At 30.9% G+C, this 20,066-nt stretch carries 15 protein-coding genes and 1 tRNA gene; 9 read left to right on the top strand and 7 right to left on the bottom strand.

Annotated features, from left to right (window positions below; translation table 11 throughout):
* The first annotated feature begins 1 nt into the window (after position 1).
* From MOV42_RS05585 to selD, 4 genes are all read left to right on the top strand, one after another.
* On the top strand, positions 2 to 481 hold the full coding sequence (locus MOV42_RS05585; protein WP_324172791.1) for a hypothetical protein: 480 nt from the start codon (positions 2 to 4) through the stop codon (positions 479 to 481).
* 1 nt (position 482) lies between these two features.
* On the top strand, positions 483 to 2,072 hold the full coding sequence (gene serA / locus MOV42_RS05590; RefSeq protein WP_324172792.1) for a phosphoglycerate dehydrogenase: 1,590 nt from the start codon (positions 483 to 485) through the stop codon (positions 2,070 to 2,072).
* 293 nt (positions 2,073 to 2,365) lie between these two features.
* The gene (locus tag MOV42_RS05595) at positions 2,366 to 3,283 is read left to right on the top strand and encodes a hypothetical protein (RefSeq protein WP_324172793.1); all 918 of its coding nucleotides are present in this window, start codon (positions 2,366 to 2,368) and stop codon (positions 3,281 to 3,283) included.
* A gap of 153 nt (positions 3,284 to 3,436) precedes the next feature.
* Complete coding sequence (gene selD, locus MOV42_RS05600) at positions 3,437 to 4,471, top strand: selenide, water dikinase SelD (protein WP_324172794.1); 1,035 nt, start codon at positions 3,437 to 3,439, stop codon at positions 4,469 to 4,471.
* 4 nt (positions 4,472 to 4,475) lie between these two features.
* On the opposite strand, the gene MOV42_RS05605 is transcribed toward selD, so the two are convergent.
* Positions 4,476 to 4,574 (bottom strand) — tRNA-Sec (locus MOV42_RS05605).
* A gap of 58 nt (positions 4,575 to 4,632) precedes the next feature.
* On the opposite strand from MOV42_RS05605, the gene selA reads away from it, so the two are divergent.
* Both selA and selB read left to right on the top strand, forming a co-directional pair.
* Positions 4,633 to 5,982 (top strand): L-seryl-tRNA(Sec) selenium transferase, encoded by a 1,350-nt coding sequence (gene selA, locus MOV42_RS05610; protein WP_324172795.1) that lies wholly within the window; start codon positions 4,633 to 4,635, stop codon positions 5,980 to 5,982.
* On the top strand, positions 5,975 to 7,810 hold the full coding sequence (selB, locus tag MOV42_RS05615) for a selenocysteine-specific translation elongation factor (RefSeq protein ID WP_324172796.1): 1,836 nt from the start codon (positions 5,975 to 5,977) through the stop codon (positions 7,808 to 7,810). The genes selA and selB overlap by 8 nt, the downstream gene beginning before the upstream one ends.
* A gap of 52 nt (positions 7,811 to 7,862) precedes the next feature.
* Here the strand turns inward: selB and MOV42_RS05620 are convergent, their stop codons facing one another.
* Complete coding sequence (locus MOV42_RS05620) at positions 7,863 to 9,758, bottom strand: methyl-accepting chemotaxis protein (RefSeq protein ID WP_324172797.1); 1,896 nt, start codon at positions 9,756 to 9,758, stop codon at positions 7,863 to 7,865.
* Positions 9,759 to 10,129: 371 nt separating this feature from the next.
* On the opposite strand from MOV42_RS05620, the gene MOV42_RS13985 reads away from it, so the two are divergent.
* Positions 10,130 to 10,345: a hypothetical protein gene (locus tag MOV42_RS13985; protein ID WP_416385445.1), complete on the top strand. Its 216-nt coding sequence runs from the start codon at positions 10,130 to 10,132 to the stop codon at positions 10,343 to 10,345.
* A gap of 16 nt (positions 10,346 to 10,361) precedes the next feature.
* Positions 10,362 to 11,147, top strand: a complete 786-nt coding sequence (locus MOV42_RS05625) for an IS3 family transposase (protein ID WP_416385448.1) — start codon at positions 10,362 to 10,364, stop codon at positions 11,145 to 11,147.
* A gap of 105 nt (positions 11,148 to 11,252) precedes the next feature.
* Here the strand turns inward: MOV42_RS05625 and MOV42_RS05630 are convergent, their stop codons facing one another.
* The 5 genes from MOV42_RS05630 to MOV42_RS05650 are packed head-to-tail and all read right to left on the bottom strand — an operon-like array spanning position 11,253 to position 18,041.
* On the bottom strand, positions 11,253 to 12,521 hold the full coding sequence (locus tag MOV42_RS05630; RefSeq protein ID WP_324172798.1) for a diguanylate cyclase: 1,269 nt from the start codon (positions 12,519 to 12,521) through the stop codon (positions 11,253 to 11,255).
* A gap of 35 nt (positions 12,522 to 12,556) precedes the next feature.
* Entirely contained in the window at positions 12,557 to 14,239 is a 1,683-nt protein-coding gene (locus tag MOV42_RS05635) for an efflux RND transporter permease subunit (RefSeq protein WP_324172799.1), read from the bottom strand.
* Positions 14,239 to 15,849 (bottom strand): efflux RND transporter permease subunit, encoded by a 1,611-nt coding sequence (locus MOV42_RS05640; protein WP_324172800.1) that lies wholly within the window; start codon positions 15,847 to 15,849, stop codon positions 14,239 to 14,241. Before MOV42_RS05640 ends, MOV42_RS05635 begins: the two co-directional genes overlap by 1 nt.
* 9 nt (positions 15,850 to 15,858) lie before the next feature.
* On the bottom strand, positions 15,859 to 16,650 hold the full coding sequence (locus tag MOV42_RS05645; protein ID WP_324172801.1) for an efflux RND transporter periplasmic adaptor subunit: 792 nt from the start codon (positions 16,648 to 16,650) through the stop codon (positions 15,859 to 15,861).
* Positions 16,650 to 18,041 (bottom strand): TolC family protein, encoded by a 1,392-nt coding sequence (locus tag MOV42_RS05650; RefSeq protein WP_324172802.1) that lies wholly within the window; start codon positions 18,039 to 18,041, stop codon positions 16,650 to 16,652. The genes MOV42_RS05645 and MOV42_RS05650 overlap by 1 nt, the downstream gene beginning before the upstream one ends.
* A 93-nt stretch (positions 18,042 to 18,134) precedes the next feature.
* Between MOV42_RS05650 and MOV42_RS05655 the strand changes: the two genes are divergently transcribed.
* Positions 18,135 to 20,066, top strand: coding sequence for a thioredoxin domain-containing protein (locus tag MOV42_RS05655; protein ID WP_324172803.1), 1,932 nt, complete (start codon positions 18,135 to 18,137; stop codon positions 20,064 to 20,066).

Raw genomic sequence — 20,066 nt, forward strand, 5'->3', positions numbered from 1 at the left:
GATGCAAATTTTTTTAAAGTGGTTTACTCCAGTCTTAGCACTTGGAGTTGCCGTCTTTATAATCTTTTTTTTAATCTCAATAAATTCTTCACAAGAGCAAAATTATTTTGAACCACTTGAACATAAAAGTGAAGTAACTCAAAAAAAATCTGAAAAAGTATGGCTAAATCATTTTTCAAAATCTCAAAGGTTAGGATATTTTTATCCTGTTAATGAAGCCTTCATAGAGATGGATTTAGTTGAAAACATTATAAGTAAAACAATTTATAAATTATCTGCTGCTTTATTAGACCCTTATCAACTATTTTGTTTAAGAGAAGAGCTAAAGCAACATGGATTAAAATATTATCTCAAACGAGATAAAAATAGTGTAGAATTACTAATCTACTCAAAAAATATTAAAAAATTAAACTCTTTAGTTAGAGTATTGAAAAACTATCAAATTTCAGCCAAAGTTGAGCTGTACAAAGAGGATATATAGAATGACTAAATATACAGTTGTAGTTTGTGACCACATACATGAATCAGGGTTGAAGATTCTTCAAGATGATGAAAATATAAACTTTGTTATGGCAGCAGATATGGATAAAAAAGAGTTAGTTCAAAATATCATACCAACTGCAGATGTGGCAATAACAAGAAGTTCAACAGATGTAGATGCAAGATTTATTGCAGCTGCTAAAAATATGAAAGCAATAGTTCGTGCTGGTGTTGGTGTTGATAATGTTGATATTGAAGGTTGTTCAAAAGAAGGAATAATTGTAATGAATGTTCCAACAGCAAATACAATTGCAGCTGTAGAATTAACAATGACACATATGCTTTCATGTATGAGAATGTTTCCATATTCACATGACCATCTTAAAAACCAAAGGGTTTGGAAAAGAGAAAAATGGTATGGCCATGAGATGAAAGGTAAAAAGTTAGGTGTCATAGGTTTTGGTAATATTGGTTCTCGTGTTGCAAAACGAGCAGCTTCTTTTGAAATGGAAATTATTGCTTATGACCCTTATATTCACCCATCTAAAGTTACTGACTGTGATATGACATATACTAAAAGCTTTGAAGATATTTTAGCTTGTGACATAATTACAATTCATACTCCTAAAAATCAAGAAACTTTAAATATGATTGATGAAAAAGAGATTGCTAAAATGAAAGATGGTGTTGTTTTAATCAACTGCGCAAGAGGTGGTCTTTATAATGAAGAAGCTTTATATAATGGTTTAAAATCAAAAAAAATTCGTTTTGCTGGCATAGATGTATTTAATAAAGAACCTGCAACTGACCATCCACTTTTAGACCTAGATAATATATGTGTTTCACCTCATTTAGGTGCGAATACATTTGAATCTCAATATAATATTGGTACTCAAGCAGCAACTAATGCTCTTGAAGCTGCAAAGGGTATCTCATTTGCTCATGCAATGAACTTACCAATAGATGAGAGTAAAATTCCTTCTTTTGTAAAGCCGTTTTTAGAGATGGGACAAAAAATAGGTTTTCTTGAATCACAAATGAATAAATCACAAATAATTGCGATTAAAGTTAGTGGTCATGGAGAAATTGCAAACTATGTAGAGTCTCTTTCTACATTTGTTGCAGTCGGTGCAATGAGTCAAAATAGTGGAGATACTATTAACTATGTAAATGTTGATTTTGTTGCAAAAGAAAAAGGCATTAAAATTGAGTCTGAATCTTTAGGAGATTCATCTGTATATAAAAATTTAATTACTATAAAACTTACAACAGCAGAAGGCACAACTACAATAAGTGCTACTATTTTTGATGATGGTGTGCAAAGAATTGTCGCAATAGATGGTTTTGATATTGAAGTTGCACTTAAAGGCGATATGATTTTATTTAAAAATAGTGATGTCCCAGGTGTAATAGGGAGCATTGGCTCTACATTAGCAAAGCATAATGTAAATATTGCTGATTTCTCACTCGCAAGAAATGATAATGCAGAAGCTTTAGCTGTAATACTTGTAGATAATGCAGTCAATGATGAAACAATGCAAGAACTAACATCTCTAGATGCTTGTTTAGGTGTAAACTACGCAAGACTTTAGTGATAATTGAGGTTTTAAACCTCACAATTAAAAAGATAAATATACTAAACCCTATAATTACCGCTACTAATGACGCACTGGAGTGGTAACTTAAATTCATAAAGTTTTTCATTAAGCCAAGATGCGCAAAAATGGCTAAATAAAACAAGAAGATGTATGAAGTTTTTATACCTTTTTAATATAAGCTGCTACACCTATTCTCACTATTGAAAAACTAATTAATTATTTGTTATAAAAGTGTATATTTTACATATTTATATAGTAAAATGTGATAATTTTATCAAAGGATACTAATGAAATTTTTTTCTATAATCTTTATCGGTGCACTTTTAGCACTAGGAGCGAGTGTTTTATCAGCTAACGAGCAAAACCTTCAAATATTTAGTGTAGACAACTCCAAAGGTACTATCAACGCTAAAACAGTTCAAAAAGCTTTTTCAGATGTTGAAGTAATAGTTGATGTTAATAATGACATGAACTCAATCTTCTCAAAAAGATATGGTAAAGTTCATCATAAAAAGTACAACTTAGCAATCTTTACAAATGATAAACTGATAAAGAAACTTATGCATAAATATCCTAGTATTGGTATGATAACACCACTTACTATGTCGATTTATGTAGATGCAAATAATCAAATTAATGTTTCTACTCTTTCCTTGGCTGGTATGTCTAGAATCACAAAGATTCCTGTAACAAACCCAAACCTCATAGCATACTCAAAGTTAGTAGATTCAGCACTTCATAAGGCACTACCAAATGGTAAGTACTTAAGTGTAAACCATGAAGCAAGGGCATCTGATGATGTAGTAACTGAGTTTACAACAGAGTTTGAACTTGAAGATGGTGAAACATATGTAGATGCAAAAGAGAGTTTTAAAGAAGAGTTTGAAAGTGAAATAAGTCCAGTTGGATTTTTAGTTCCAAAGTCTTATTCATTTAAGCATGATTCTTATGATTTTTTCGATACTTATTCTATCATTAGATTTAATGCTATATATCCAGTTTCTAAAAATCATCCAGATGCTGGTGCTTATGCTCCTTTTTCAGTAGTAATATATAAGAAAAAAGGTGATGACACTGTGCATATAGCTTACCCATCTATTGACAATTGGATCGGTGATTTAGGTATCAAAGATGAAGCTACAGTTAAAGCAGTTCGTGAAACTCAAGATATGATTAAAGGTATCCTAGAAGAACTTACTGAGTAGTTTATACTTAATTTTTTTTGAATATGTTAATGATACTTTAATTTTTAAATCAGTAAAATATAAAACATTACCTATGGATTGGGTGTACATAAATGTGATTCTATTACTGCACTTTTACCCTCCCCATATAATAAAATAATTTAAGGCTAATATATGAATAACAAAGCTAAGTTAACTAAGTTCGTTCAAGCAGCTGGTTGAGCGGCAAAGATGGGTCCGGGAGATCTAAAACATACAATTTGCTCACTTGTTCCAGATGATGAAAACTTACTTGTAGGATTTGAGAATTCTGAAGATGCTTCAGTTTATAAGATAAATGAAAATGAAGCCTTAGTTCAGACAGTTGATTTTATTACACCAGTTGTTGATGACCCTTTTATATATGGGAAAATTGCTGCTGCAAACTCTTTATCAGATATATTTGCGATGGGAGCGGAGGTCAAAACTGCTTTAAATATTGTAGGTTTTGATAAAGTAAATCATAATTATGAAGTTTTGAGTGAGATACTTAAAGGTGGAAATGAGAAGATAAAAGAGTGTGGTGGTATCTTAGTTGGTGGTCATACAATCGAAACACCTGAAATGTACTATGGCTTAAGCGTTACAGGCATGATACATCCAAGTAAGGTTTTAAGAAACAATACTCCAAAAATTGGGCATGTTTTAGTCTTAACAAAGCCTATTGGTATGGGTATCTTAACCACAGCGATTAAAAGAGATATGTTAAGTGAACAAACAATGCTAGAAACTATTAAAATCTTAGAAACTCTTAACTACCTTCCATCTAAGTTATTAGCTGAGTATGAAGTAAGTGCTTGTACTGATGTAACAGGTTTTGGTCTGTTAGGTCATGCACTAGAGTCAACTAACGATAATGTTACTTTATCTATAGATGCTAGTAAGGTTCCAGTTATCACAGATGCTTTTGAGTTGGTAAGTAAAGATGTAGTTCCAAGTGGAAGTAAAAAAAATATGAAGTATTTAGAGGATAAGGTTACTTATATCGGAGAGACACAAAAATATAAGTTAATGTTTTGTGACGCACAAACATCAGGTGGGCTTTTGATTTCTATGAAAGAAAGTGATGCTAAAGAGTATATAAAAAGAGTAGAAGATTTTACCTATGGTTACGCAACTGTTATTGGGAATATTATTCCTCGTGCAGATAGACCGATTATAGTGTACTAGAGTTTGGCGAGAAGGCAAAGGAATCGAACCTCCCGAGGATTTGTCAGCAAAACCTCCAATCAGGGTTGAAACCTGTGGTGCCCACCAGGGTCACATACCCCCCAATTTTGTACAACGAAAGTTTACACCAGAGTATATAAAAAACATATAAAAGGGTAAAAATGTTTTTACTAAAATCAATTCCGAAAGTTGATAAGTTTGTTTTACATGAAGATTTTAAAGAATATTCAACATCTTTAATTACAAGTTTGACAAAAGAAGTTTTACAAAATTTAAGAGAAAATATTTTAAATGAAAAGATAAAAGAGTTTAAAGAAGAAGATTTAATCTTAGAAGTTTTACAAAAATATAAAAAAATAACGACACCATCTTTAAAAAAACTTATAAATGCAACGGGTGTTATAGTTCATACAAATTTAGGTAGAAGTCTTATAGACGAGAAAGTATTTGAAAAAATCAAAACTCTGGCATCTAGTTACAATAATTTAGAATATGATTTAGACAAAGGTAAAAGAGGGGAGAGATATTCTCACATTTCAGATGTAATATGTAGAGTTCTTGGTTGTGAAGATGTTTTGATAGTGAACAATAATGCAAGTGCTGTCTTTTTGATACTAAATACTTTTGCTAAAAGAAAAGAAGTAATAGTTAGTCGTGGAGAACTTGTAGAAATTGGTGGAAGTTTTAGAATCCCTGATGTTATGAGAAATAGCGGGGCTAACCTCGTTGAAGTCGGTTCTACAAATAAAACAAATCTGCATGATTATGAAGATGCCATAACTCAAAAAACATCTATGCTTATGAAAGTACATAAATCAAACTACTCCATAGAAGGGTTTAGCAGTGAAGTAGAGTTTAAAGAGTTAGTCGAGTTAGCATCTAGGCATGATGTAATTGACTACTATGATATGGGAAGTGGGCATCTGTTTGATTTGCCTTATGGTCTAGATGCTTATGAACCATCAGTTTTAGAGTATATGAAACTAAATCCATCTTTACTCAGTTTTTCAGGGGATAAACTTTTAGGTAGTGTTCAAGCAGGAATCATCGTTGGGAAAAAAGAGTATATCTCAAAGTTAAAGAAAAATCAACTTCTTAGAATGTTAAGAGTTGATAAAATTACTTTAGCTATTTTAGAAGAAAACATAACTTCGGTGTTACTTGGTAAGTTGGAAGATATTCCAACACTTAAAATGCTTTTTAGTAGCGTTGATGAGTTAAAACAAAATGCTCAAAAACTCCTAGATGCTATCTCTGATATAGCAGAGTGTCAAATCATTGAAACTACAACTGTTATAGGTGGAGGAACTACGCCAAATAGAAAAATACCAACTATCGCTTTGAGCATAAAAGTTAAAAATTTTAAACCAAATAAGATGGAAAAATTATTTAGAGCCAAAAGAATTATAGGTCGTATAGAAAATGATAGATTTTTAATAGACTTTAGAGCAATACAAGAAAAAGAAATTCAAGAACTTATTAATGCAACAAAAGAGATAGCAAGTGTCTAACTTCATTATTGGGACTTGTGGTCATATTGACCATGGAAAAACAGCACTTATTAAAGCTTTGAATGGCTTTGATGGTGATAGTACAAAAGAAGAACAAGAGCGTGGTATAACCATAGACCTTAGTTTTTCAAACATAAAAAAAGATGATAAAAATATAGCTTTCATAGATGTACCAGGGCATGAAAAACTTGTAAAAAATATGATAGCTGGAGCATTTTCTTTTGACTGTGTGCTTATAGTTGTTAGTGCAGTTGAAGGAATTAAACCTCAAACTATAGAGCATCTAGACATTTTAAATCTTTTAGGTGTAAAAAATGCAGTATTAGTGATTACTAAAAAAGATTTAGTAACAGAGGATGACTTAAAAACAAAGATAAAAGATATACAACTGTTTATATCTGCGTATGATTTTGACATAAAACTTTCTATGGGAGTGTCAATTTACGATGAGCAAAGTATAGAAGTTTTAAAAGAAAAGTTGTTTTGTCTAGACGCTAGTTCAAGAGTAGAAGAAAATTTCTTTAGATGCTATGTTGATAGAGCTTTTAGTTTAAAAGGTATCGGTACAGTTGTAACAGGTACTGTATTGGGTAAATCGCTGAGCTTAAATGAGAAAATTTTTATCTGCGATATGAAAAAAGAGGCTAAAGTTAAAAACCTTCAAGTACATGACAAAGATACTGACACGGCAAATATCTCAAATAGAGTTGCAATAAACCTAGCAAACATAGATGCTAAGAGTATTAAACGAGGTTTTGTCATAAGTAAAAAAGGTTATTTAAGAGGTTTTAACCTTGTAGATATATCTTTTAAAACTTTAAATAAAAAGTTTTTACATCACAACAGAAACTACTCTATATATATTGGTTCAAAAAAGATAGATGCAAAGATTTTACTTTTTAATTCTGAGGAATCTTTAACTCAAGGTTTTGCAACTATTAAAAGTAATGAAGATATATTTAGCATCTACAATGAAAAAATAATTATCAGAGATGGCGGAGTAAGTATAGCTGGTGGAGTAATACTAAATCCTGTAAGTGAGCCTATGAAAAAAAGTCAAAAATTAGACTTATTAAAGGCACTAGAAGCCAAAGATATCCCAAAAGCTTACTCCATACTACTTTTGGCTCATAAAAAAGGTTTGGGGCTAATCTCTTCTGCTCAAAGATTTTCACTTTCTCATACAGAAGCACTGGATTATGCAAAAAAGCTAGAAAATTGTTTTGTTGATGAGAGAGAGTTAATAATTTATCCGAGTTCAACAAAAGAAATCATTTATCAAAATATAAAAGATATATATACAAAAAATCAGTATGCACTTTTGTCAAACTCATCTATAAAACTTAGACTAAAGTGGGCAAGTGAAGCTTTTATAGAAATGGTTTTAAAAGAACTTTTAGAAGAAGATTTTTTAGTTAAAGATGGAAACCTATATCAAAATGCAAACATAGAAGAAGATTTTAAAAGTTCACTAGAAGGTGTGGTTTTAAAACGCTTAGAAGAAGAGGGCTTTGCTCCAACTGCTCCGTATAACATCTATGATGAGTTAGATTTAGATAGAAAAATGGGTGATACAATTTTAAAATCATTAACTTCAAAAAAACAAATCATAAGACTTCAGCACAATCTTTTTATCCACGCAAACTCTTTAAACAAACTTATCTTTGACATGAAAGAGATAATAAGTAAAGAAGGTTATATAGATATAGCAAATTTTAAAAAAAACTATCCTCTTAGTAGAAAGTATATTATTGCTTATTTAGAATATTTAGATAATTTTTCACAAATAAAAAAAGAGGGGAATAAAAGAGTGTTTGAAGTTATATAGTTGCAATAGATATGACATTTTAAGTGACATAACTATATTTACTTTGCTTAACTTATGATTTAAATTTGTTTAGTTCATTGTTAAGTGATTCAGTAAGAGAGTAAAGATGTTCACTAGCGCTTGCTATCTCTTCTACACTTCTAGCATTTGCACTAGATATTTCATTTATAGAGTATATATCTTTAGAAATATTATCGATTTTCAAAGATGTATCTATATAGTCTTGAATAGTTGCTGAAGTTGTATCAATAGTTTTATTTAAAACATTCGATACATTTGAAACATTCGATTTAACCTCTACTGAAATAGTAGATATTTTATTGATATTTTCGGAATTTGTATTCATATCATCACTAGCATCGTTGATTGACTGTATAACTAGATTGATAGTAGCATTTATTTCTACAAGTGACTTTTGTGTACGCTCTGCAAGTTTTCTAACTTCATCAGCAACAACCGCAAACCCTCTCCCATGTTCTCCAGCACGAGCAGCTTCTATAGCTGCATTAAGGGCAAGTAAATTTGTTTGGTCAGCTATGTCATTAATAACTAATAATACATCTTTTACCTCATTTGTATTTACACTAACTTGAGATAGTTTATCTGCTAATTCTACTTCATTTTCTGCTGTATCTTGAAGAAGATTTGAAAGGTTTGAGACATCATTTTCAACCTTTTGAAGATTTATCGTTATATTTTTTAATTCGTCTTTTGATTCTTCAGCATTTGCTACAGAATCATGTAAATACTCTTTTAACTGAGTTGCTTCAGTAGTTGTCTTTGATACTATCGAAGATTGAGTCTCTGTAGATCTGCCAACATTAGTAGCTGATACTGACAATTCATGAGCTACTGAAGCATTTTCTGCACTGTTTTTTTTAGCTACATCAATTATTTCATGTATCTTTTGTATAAATGCATTAATACTTCTACCTATCTTTCCAATTTGGTCATCTGATTTAACTTCTATCCGCTGAGTTAAATCACCTTCACCACTTGAAAGATTTTCTATAAGAATATTGAGATCTTCAAGAGGTTTAAATAATATACGAATAAGTATATTTACAATAATTAAAGAAACGACAAGCATAATAAAACCTGTGATAATTAGTTTAACCATCATTAGATTAACACTTTCAAATGCCACATCACTGTCTATACTTACATACACTACCCAACCATTAGATAGTTCACTAAATCCAAGTAATTTATCTTTACCTTCAAAAATATAATGATATATACCAGACTTGCTTTCTTTTATAAAAGGTTTTAAGGCTCTTAAAGAAGGGTCTTGGTTGAACAGCATTTTACCAACTAACTCTTGTTTAGGATGAAAATTTATTTTTTTAGTAGAATCTGTAGCAAAGGCATAACCACCTTTAAATTTTACTTCATTTATTTTTTCTATAACTTCATCTAAAAATATATCAACTGATATAACACCTAAAAGTTTTGAACTTTTATATACAGGAGTAACTATAGATATGGTTGGTTTCCCAGTTATCTGATCAATATAAACCTCTGTTACATATGAGTGACCTTTTGCTTTGGCATCTATATACCAAGGTCTTTTTCTTGGTTTATATCCTACCGCTTGTGTTTGATTGTTTCCATATACAGCAAGTCCAGTCTTTTCAATCCCCATATAAGTACTAGTAGCCTCGGTAAGCTTATGTGTTGTCTTTAAATATGGTTTTAAACTTTCAACTGTGAATTCTGAAAGCAGAGATATATCACCTGCGCTTGTTTCAAGGACGAGTATTTTTGCATTTAACCATGACTCTATATCATTTTTTAAGATTTGAGCTTCTATTAATTTTGTTTTCTCTATCTCTGTACGAAGGCTTGCTTTGCTATCAACAAAGGCAAATTCGCCAAAAATTAATAAAGATATGACTAAAAACATAGCCATAGTGAGAATAATTTTATTTTTGAAAGATAAACGCATGATAACTCCTTCTGTTTGATTATATTGAAAATAAACTTTATAAAATATTAACTGGAATGGCAACCTAAATTCATACTAAGAATTAAATGATTCAAAAGTTAAAATAAAATGAATTATAATGCCCCTAAAATCTAAAACACCTATTCAGCGGGATTTATTTTCAAAAAAGCTAAAATAAGTAAGAAATATGGAGATGAATTACGTGTGTAAATTACATGTCAAAGGAATTTTATGAGTCGAAAAAAAGGGCAGACATATACAGCCGAACAAAAAACTAAAATAGTCTTAGAAATGTTAAGAGAAGATATGACTACAAGTCAAATTACAACTAAATATATAATCACTTCTCAATCATTAGGAAAATGGACGAGGTGCCCCTTGAGGGTAAAACACAGTTTTTAGAAAATGCTTCACTTGCATTTGATGTTGCTGGAGCGACTAAAGCTTATAGAGATGAAATTGAAGAGTTAAAAACAGAAAATGATGGATTAGCAAAAGCACTGGGCAAAGCAACTATCAAAGCGGAGTGGGCAATGGGAAAGTTAAAGAGCTTGGTACCCCAAGGGCATTTCCTACGGGCACTTTGATAATTAAAAGTCTCTAATAGAGTCTAAGCATAATAAAATATCTGTGTTAGAGCAGTGTGAAAGTCTTGGTATTAGCAGAAGTAGTTACTACTATCAACCAGTGCCAATGAGTCAAGAGAGTATAAAACTACTTCACAAGATATATGAAATAGCTACTGAAAATTCAGAGTATGGTTATAGGTTTATCTATGCGCAACTCAAAGAAGATGGATATGCTATTGGTAGGAATAGAGTTTTAAAATATATGGGGATACTTGGCATACAAGCGATATATCCAACGAAAAATAAACTCACTAGCCTCAAGAATCAAGCACATCCAATTTATGAGTACTTACTTAAACACTACTGGACTAAAATTGGCAGAAGGAAAACGATTTATATTCCAACTCCAAACGAAGTGTGGCACCCCAAAGGCATTTCCTCACAAGCTCACGGCAGTGGAGATATCACCTATATCCGTATCAATGGTGGGTTTATGTATTTAGCTGCTGTTATAGACTGGCATAGCAAGGCTATACTCTCATATAAAATATTATCATGCCCTTGTGGTACAAACTCAATGGATGCAACACTTGCAACTGATGTTCTCGAAGATGCACTCGCTAAATTTCCTAAACCTAAAATATTTAATTCAGATCAAGGTAGCCAATACACAAGTCATGAACATACTCAAATATTAAAAAAGTATGACATAAAAATTTCTATGAATGGAAAAGGAAGAAGCATAGATAATATTGTAATTGAAAGATTTTTTAGAACTCTCATGAATGTTTATCTTGAATATCTGAAAAGTGTAGGATAAAGTAGCAGTCGCTTATGAAATTAAATCTTTAGAATAGTTGTCTTGATTTTTAGGAGCATTATACTCTTTAAGTAAGCTTGTCTTTCATACGATAAATAAATATGATTAAGACTTTTCAACTCTATTTCTACCCAATTTTTTTGCCATATAAAGAGCACGGTCTACTCTGTTGAGTAAAGATTTTATACTATCTCCTTTTCTATACGCTGTTACACCAAAACTTGCTGTTTTCTTTTTAACCATATTAAAATTAAAATTTTCTATCAATATTCTTAATTTTTCAGCTAGCTGTGTTGCATCTAATATATTGCTATTTGAACATATAATAATAAATTCTTCCCCGCCCCATCTTCCTATTAAATCACTTTTTCTTAAATTGTTTTTAAGTAAATTCGCAAACTGAACAAGTACCTCGTCACCAACTAAGTGACCACAAGAATCATTAACTAATTTAAAATAATCAATATCAATAAATATCAAAGAAAGATTTTTATCGTATCGTTTTGCGGCTTCATATTCATACTGAAGAACTTCATCTAATTTAGATCTATTATAAAGGTTTGTTAGTTTATCTTTTTTAGATAATTTTTCTATAATTTTTTTATGTGTGATATCTTCTCTTACAGATGTATAGCCCTTGATATTATTGTTTTCATCATAGCATGGAGCAACTATACCTTTTACCCAGTATACTGTTCCATTTTTTCTTACATTTTTAAACTCGCCATGCCACACTTCTTTATCTGTTATAGTTTCCCATAAATTTTTATATACCTTATTTGGTATGTCAGGGTGTCTTAAAAGTCTATGACTTTCACCGATAAGTTCATCTCTTGTATAACCAGATATTTTACAAGTAGCGTCACTCACAGATGTAATCATACCATTTACATCAGTTTCTGAGGTTATGACATATTTATTGATTATATTTGTATATTCTTCTATCTCATATCGTTGTTCTTCTTGGGCTGTAATATCTGTAATAATTCCATAAAGTATCGATACTTCATTTTTCTCATTTTTGTCTAAGACTTTAGCTTGACTTGAAAAATAAAGTTTTTTATTTAATTTTTTATCATAGTATGGAAATTTATTATTATACTCGTTTGTTTTTCCATTTATAAGCTCTTTATACTCATCAACAACTATTTTTGTATGTTTTATGGTTTTACATGAATAATCACCCGCAATAGGGCAGGTGTCTTCAACTGAGTGAAACGGCAAATTTTTATCTAAAGAGAAAGTATCTTCCATAAATTCGTTGCAGTAGTAGTTATCAGGATTTTTTTCAAAATCGATTATCCACCAACATAAATTTGATAAATTTAATGTTTTTTCAAAGAATTCAATATAACTTTTTAAACTTTCTCTCATAGACTTCCTGTTTTAGTCTTTTCACATAGTATACACTATTGTAAATTAAAGTGCTTCTTCAAGTCTGTGTTGTACATCAATACAGGAACAACAAGAAGCGAAGCTACAACGGCCGCAATTGTTCCAAAAATCAGAGCAACTCCAAGACCGCCAAATACAGCATCTCCAGCTAAAAGCGTAGATGCTAAGATAATTGCTGCAGCTGTTAAGAAGATAGGCTTAGCACGAGTAGATGCTGCGTAAGCGATAGCTTCATCTTTTTGCATATTTTTATCTTTCATAAGTGACTTAGTAAAGTCTATAAGAAGAAGTGAGTTTCTTGAACTAATACCAATGAGAGCAATAAAGCCTATGAGTGAAGTTGCAGTTAGGAAAAAAGTATCTGGCGTAAATACATCCATAATCCAGTGACCTACTATTACTCCAATGATAGAGAGAAAAGAGCCTAAGAGAATGATACCACTAATAGCATAGCTTTTATAGTAAATAACCATTAGTAAAAAGATTAAAATTAAAGCAGCAATAAAAGCAGCACCAAGTTCAACAAAAGTATCTAGTGTTACTTCCATCTCTCCATCCCAAATTATTTTATAAATATTTTTTGTTTTTTTATCTATAAGCTGAAGATTGAATATACCAATCTTTTGGATTTCATATTCATCTTTAAATGTATCAAGTATAGTATTTCTCGCTTCCATTAAAGGATAAACCTGAGATACCATATCTGTTTCAGCCACTACATTTGTCATTTGGTGAAGATTTTTACTCATTATAAAAGGGTTAGACTTTTTTGGTACGATAGTTACAAGTTCTATTAAAGGTATCATCATACCCATGTTATTCATTAGTTTTAGTGAGCCTAGTTTTGCTTTTACTGAGTTGATATCTTTAGAAGTGAACTTTTTAGACTCTTGAGATAACGATAAATAGATAGGAATCTGGTCGTTATAAACATCAGAGTTTTTCACAGCTATTTGCATACCTTCAAATGCAAGGTAAATGATTTCATTTAACTGTTTTACATTCACTCCAGAACGAGATATCTTTGTGCTATTTATTTTAATCTCATAAGTATCATAAATTTCATCTTGCATGATATCAATATCTACTAAATCATCTGTATTTTTAAAAACATCAGATACTTTGACAGCTAGCTTTCTAATTCCATTAGCATCGCTTCCATATATTTCAGCAACTATAGCAGCAAGTACAGGAGGTCCAGCAGGTGGCTCTATAAAAGAGATAATAGTATCTTCATAAATTTTTTCACAGTTTTTTACGATAACAGGACGCATGCGTTGAACCATCAAAAACGAAGGCTCATCTCTGTGATGTTTTGCTGATAAATTTAAAACAACCTCTGCAACATTTTCAGAGTTTTTAAAATGAGAACCTTTGATAAGACCAGCAAAGTCAAGAGGGGAACCCATGCCTAAAAATACTTCTATATCAATAACTTCACTTTCTTTTTGAACATAAGAAACTATACAGTCTGTAACTTCTTTAGTTTGTTCTATTGAACTTCCTGTTGCGAGTGTTGCGTAGATGTTAAAAGTGTCATTGTTTTTTCCCGGTAGCATTTTTGCTAAAACCATCTTTGATGGAGCAATCATTAATATAGATAGTATAAAAGCTACAAGAGTTGCAATTAAAACGAATTTTCTCTTAGAAGAACTTTGAATAATACTTAATATTATTTTCTCAAATTTATCAAACATTAGTGACCTCCTTTTACACTAAAATCTGGACGCTTTAACATCCGTACAGCTAAATAAGGTGTAAATATATAAGCAATGAAAAGTGAAGCTATAAGAGCAACAGGAACATTAGCAGGAATAGGTTGCATAAACTGACCCATCATTTGACCAACAAATGCCATAGGTACCATTGTCATGATAATTGCTAAGGTTGCGATGTTAGTTGGTGGTCCAATCTCATCAGTCGCTCTAATCATTAAATCGTCTTTATTGCAGTGTGCAGATGCTGGATCATGATAATGTCTATGAATATTTTCTATAACAATAATTGCCGCATCTACTAAAAGTCCAAGAGAAAGCAAAAATGCAAAAAGAGTAATACGGTTAATTGTCTGACCTGTTAAGTAAGCAACAAAGAGTGTAATTGCTAAGATGGCAGGAACAGTAAATGTAACTATAAGTGATTCTCTCCAACCAAGAACAAGAACCAATAAAATTGCGATAATTACAATAGATAAAACTAGATGATATACAAGTTCATTAACCGCTTCATTTGCTCTTTGCCCATCATTTCTTGTAATTACAAAACTTATACCATTTTGATGTAAAAAGCCTTTAAAAGATTCTAGTTCACTTTTAACAGCATCTGCGATTAAAACAGCATTTGTACCTTGAAGCTTTGAAACTGTAAGAGTTACTTGATCTTGAAGAGCAGAAAATTTACCGTCTTTATCTTTAACGCTTATTTGAACTGACTTAAAATTTTGAATATCATGAGATTTTTCTACTTTTGCTATTTGGTTTAAATAGATTGGAGAACCCATATATTGTGCAATAATGATATTGCCAATATCTTTTTCACTCTCAATAGCATTTTTTACCCCAACCATAACGATTTTGTTGTCTTTGGTTCTGTTTTTAACTGAAGGAACACTATATGAAAGTGATTGAACTGCTTTAACGATTTGTCCCATTGAAAGGTTAAAACCGGAGAGTTTATGTAAATCTACTTCTATATTAAATTGAGTTTTATTCCCACCTTTGATTTGTGTTACAGCAACATTGTTTAAACCATTTAAATGATGTTGTATTTTTTTGACTTTTTCATAGAGTTCAGTTTTGCTCATATCTGGATTATTTGAGAAAAATGCAACAGAAACAATAGGAATATCAATATCGATATCCAAAGGTTTTACAATAGGATTCATAGCACCTTTGGGAAAAATATCATAATTTTGCATAATTTTATCATACACTTTTAGGTTTGAATCTTCTTTAGCTTCACCTATAAAAAAGGCAGCATTTACGATTCCTACATTATCCATTGCCGTTCCATAAATATGTTCAACACCCTTTATTTCTTTCATCTTTCTCTCAAGAGGTTTAACTATAACTCTTTGTATCTCAGCAGCACTTGCTCCTGGAAGAACAACGATTACCGTTGAGCCACTTACTACCATTTGTGGGTTTTCTTCACGAGGCATAATCATAAGTGAGAGATAACCAATAGCTAGTAAAAAGATACCAAGCACAACAGTTAAAGGATTTCTCAAAAATGCTTTGGATAATTTTCCAGCTGAGTCAGTTGGTATATAAGGCTTTATGTCTTGAGGTTTTATATCTTCATTCATATTTTCCCCTTAGTTTATATCTATCGTTGCGTACATACCAGGATATACTGATTTGCTATTAGTTTTAAATGATATTTTAATTTTAAATGTATGCGTCATTGGGTTTGAACTAGGTATAATGGCACTTACTTTACCGATACTTTTTAAGTTTAATGAAGGAATTTTTACAATAACTTTTGTTCCATGTTTTATGCGATTTAAATTACTCTCAGCTATTTCAGCACTTATTTTTAAATCACTTAAATCAGAAAGAATGATAGCTGGCATCCCTGGCATTGCCATCTCTCCAACTTTAATATTTTTGGCAACAACAACACCATCATTTGGAGCTTTTACATTTAAATATCTGTATTGGTTAAGAACTTCTTGAAGTCTTGCTTTTGCAATAGAAATCATATCTTGAAGATTTATGGCAGCAAGTTCTAGGTTTTCAACTTCATATTTTGAAACCATGTCTTGTGCTAGAAGTCTTTTATATCTATCTAGGTTTAGTTTTACATTTGTGTATTGGTTTTGATACATTTGAAGGCTTAGTTCTGATTGTCTTTTTGCCGAGTCTATCTCTCTTGAATCTATCTTGTAAAGTGTTTGACCTTTTTGTACTTTCTCACCTTCGCTAACATTAACTTGTGTAACGAAACCCATAAAACGGCTTGTTATCATTTTTTGGTTATCTGAAATTACACTTCCTGAAAGAGTGATAGTTTCTGCTATTAGTGAAACTCCAAGTGCGATTAATATTAATATTTTTTTACTAAAACCATTTAGTGGTTTTCTGCATTGCAATTTATTGCTTATCATTATTTATTTTCTCCGTTTGCTAATTTCTCAAGAGCGAAGATACGCTCATTTCTTTTGTTCTGTGCCATTTGTAATTCTAGTATTTTTTGAATTTGCTCAGACTGCTTTATAATCACATCACTCATAGAAGATAACTTTTCTCTATATCTACCTTCATAGTTTTTATAAATAGCATCTGCTAATTTTAACTCTTTTTCTAAAGAGCTTATTTGTGAGTCGTAAGTATTTATTTCGGTTCTTATTTTAGATACCTTAAGAGCGATACCTTTTTTTGCTAAAAGAACTTGAGTTTTTGTTTTCATTTGCTCTATTCTTGATTTTTCAACTTTTGCACTATCGATGCCACCGTTAAAGATGTTCCAAGTAAGTCTTGCCCCAACTGTATATGCTTGATGGTCACTAGCATCTCCTAAAAAAGAGTCATCAGCAGTTGAAAGTTCTCCAAAAGCACCTACCATAGGATAGTAAGATGATTTTGAAACATCAACCATGCTTTTACGAACTTCAAGTCCTGTAATTGCTCTTTTTATATCTAAGTTTTTGCTTAAAACTTCTTTATCACTTAGGCTTGGCATCTGAACATCTGTATCTGGAGTAGATATATTTGTTACTTTTTCGTTTAGTAAAAAACTTATGTAATGGTATAAAAGTTTTTGATTTGAGTCCATTTGAAGAAGAAGTCTTTTAACATTTCCTTTTTTAGCTTGAACTTCTAAAAGGTCAACCTTTTTTGCATATCCAACTTCTATCATTTTTTCGGTCATATTTTCTAGGGTGTCAATATTTGTTAGAATTTTATTTAAGTTATTTGTAGAGTTACGAAGTAGAGCCATATCATAAAAGCTTTTTCTGATTTGATATATTTTTTCATTTATAACTTGAGATTTTTCAAGTTTTTTCATCTTTGTCATTGACTTCATTATGTCAACATAGCTAGATATTTGAAAACCTGTAAAAAGTGGAATCTCGTATTTTAGTTTACTTTGAAAAAAGTTTCTTGCATCTGGGTAGTTTAGTTTATCAGGTTGTGTTGCTAAAAGAGCTTGTTGCCCAGCAGGAGTACCAATACTTCCCATCTGAGATAAAAACTCATCAAAACCAAAGTCTCCAAAACTTGCTTCTCTAGAAGTTAGTTTAAAACCAAATACATTTCCTGCATCATTTGAGTTTGCGTAGTCTTGCATGAAGTCAAGTTTACCCCAATGACTTCCACTTACTGTATTTGTTTGCTCTTTTGCTGCTTGTACATCAAAAGAGGCAGTTTTTATCTCTAAGTTATTTGTTTTTAGAATTTTTAGTGCTTCATCTAGTGTAAGAGATGTAGAGTTATTTACATTCGAAGCATTTAAGATTAGAGCAGAAAAAAGAAGTATGCTAACTAGTCTTTTCATCAATTCTCCTTTTTATTTATATTTAAATTAAGTTGAGATTATACCTTCTATCACATTAAAATCACATTATATTATTTAGGTATAATTATTATTATGAAACGTATAATTATATCATTAATTTTTGTTATATCTTTAAATGCTCAAAATGGAGTAAATAGCTTGTCTGAAGAGACTTCCCCATACCTGATTCAACACGCCACAAATCCTATAAATTGGGTCGCTTACTCTGATGAAGTATTTGCTATAGCAAAAAGAGAAAATAAAAAAGTTTTTTTATCTATTGGGTACTCAACTTGTCATTGGTGTCATGTTATGGCAAAAGAGTCTTTTGAAAATAAAAAAATATCAAAAATATTTAATAAAAACTTTATTTGTGTAAAAATTGATAAAGAAGAGATGCCACATCTTGATATATACTATCAAGAATTACATAAAAAAGTAAAAAATAGAGTAGGTGGCTGGCCTCTTAGTGTATTTTTAAATGATAAAAAAGAGCTTTTATTCATAGGGACATATATCCCTCTGGCTAAAAAGGTCTACCATGAAGGCTTAGATACGCTTTTAGAAAAAATAGCTAATGGATATAAAATAGAATATAAAGAGGAATTAATAAAAATAAAGAGACTAAAAACTTCTAAAGCGAAAATTACGATAGAGAGTTTGAGCTTATCTATATTAAAAGAGTATGATGATGTTTATAGCGGTTTTGGTAGAGGCAAAAAATTCCCTGAGGCTTCTAAACTTTCTTTGATGATGGACTTAGCGCTTTTAACAAAGAACAAAAAACTTCAGACAAATGCGTTAAATATGCTAGATGCTATGGCTATGAGAGGTCTATATGACCATATAGATGGTGGTTTCTTTCGTTATAGCGTAGATGCCGCTTGGGAGATTCCACATTTTGAGAAGATGCTTTACAATCAAGCGGAGTTAATTCCACTATATGTAAGGGCATATCTTTTAACGAACAAACACTTATATAAAGATGTAGTAGAAGAAACTATAAAGATGGTAAAAAAACGCTTTTCTAAAAACAACCTTTTTTATAGTGCAAGTGATGCTGATACAAATCATAAAGAGGGTGAGTATTTTGTATTTACAACTTCACAGATACAAAAGGCGAAAAAACAAAGTGGATTTGAGTTTGAAGAGTTTACAAATTTTAATGATTATATACATCTATCTTTTGAAGATGACAAACGAAACAAAGGCTTTAAAAAGTTTAGAAGTGAGTTGAAAAAAGTAAGAGCGAAAAAAATATACCCGTTTATTGATAAAAAGATAAATACCGCTTGGAATGCTATGATGATAGAAGCACTTTTTAAAGCGAGTATTATTGACAACAAATATGCAAAAAAAGGAACTGAGCATCTAGAGGCACTTTTAGAGTTTATGCATAAAAGAGGAGAGTTGTATCATCAAAGCATTATGGGTGTAAAACCAAAACAGCTAGGACTTTTAGAAGATTATAGTTTTTTGATTTCAGCTTTAATAGCTGGATATGAGGTTGATTATGATGAGCATAAGTTAGTAAAAGCTGAGTATTTTTTAGCACAGGCAAAACATAGATTTTATAAAGATGGCATCTGGTATTTAAGTAATGACAAACTAGACATAAAAGCCGATATGAATGATAAATATTATACATCAGCTTTAGCAAAAATGACTCAAAATATTATAAGACTTGCTTCTTTAAAGTCATCTTTTAGGTATGAAAAATTAGCACTTGAAACTTTAGAATATCAAAATGACAAAATAGAGAAAGAACTATCAAAAGTACCAGCATCTGCGATTGCTTTTTTAATGCAGAAGCAAAAGGTTGTGACATTAAAAAACTCTAAAGAGATTTTACTTCAAGATAAAAGAAAAATAAAGAAAATTTCTTATCCATATATACTTAGTAAAAAAGATAAAACAAAAGGAAATTATTTGGCTTGTACCATGAGAAGTTGTTTCGCATCTACACCTAACTTTTATGAAATAAAAGATAAAATACAGGCATACAATATAAAGGTGTACAAATAG

The sequence above is a fragment of the Sulfurimonas sp. genome, from assembly GCF_029027405.1.
Taxonomy (GTDB): domain Bacteria; phylum Campylobacterota; class Campylobacteria; order Campylobacterales; family Sulfurimonadaceae; genus Sulfurimonas.

What these genes read in the sequence shown, in the direction of transcription:
- MOV42_RS05585 (WP_324172791.1), top strand. Translation starts at nt 2, where the DNA reads ATGCAAATTTTTTTAAAGTGGTTTACTCCAGTCTTAGCACTTGGAGTT.
- MOV42_RS05630 (WP_324172798.1), bottom strand. Translation starts at nt 12,521, where the DNA reads ATGAGAGAAAGTTTAAAAAGTTATATTGAATTCTTTGAAAAAACATTA.
- MOV42_RS05595 (WP_324172793.1), top strand. Translation starts at nt 2,366, where the DNA reads ATGAAATTTTTTTCTATAATCTTTATCGGTGCACTTTTAGCACTAGGA.
- MOV42_RS05635 (WP_324172799.1), bottom strand. Translation starts at nt 14,239, where the DNA reads ATGTTTGATAAATTTGAGAAAATAATATTAAGTATTATTCAAAGTTCT.
- selA (WP_324172795.1), top strand. Translation starts at nt 4,633, where the DNA reads ATGTTTTTACTAAAATCAATTCCGAAAGTTGATAAGTTTGTTTTACAT.
- serA (WP_324172792.1), top strand. Translation starts at nt 483, where the DNA reads ATGACTAAATATACAGTTGTAGTTTGTGACCACATACATGAATCAGGG.
- MOV42_RS05620 (WP_324172797.1), bottom strand. Translation starts at nt 9,758, where the DNA reads ATGCGTTTATCTTTCAAAAATAAAATTATTCTCACTATGGCTATGTTT.
- MOV42_RS05650 (WP_324172802.1), bottom strand. Translation starts at nt 18,041, where the DNA reads ATGAAAAGACTAGTTAGCATACTTCTTTTTTCTGCTCTAATCTTAAAT.
- MOV42_RS05655 (WP_324172803.1), top strand. Translation starts at nt 18,135, where the DNA reads ATGAAACGTATAATTATATCATTAATTTTTGTTATATCTTTAAATGCT.
- MOV42_RS05640 (WP_324172800.1), bottom strand. Translation starts at nt 15,849, where the DNA reads ATGAATGAAGATATAAAACCTCAAGACATAAAGCCTTATATACCAACT.
- MOV42_RS05645 (WP_324172801.1), bottom strand. Translation starts at nt 16,650, where the DNA reads ATGATAAGCAATAAATTGCAATGCAGAAAACCACTAAATGGTTTTAGT.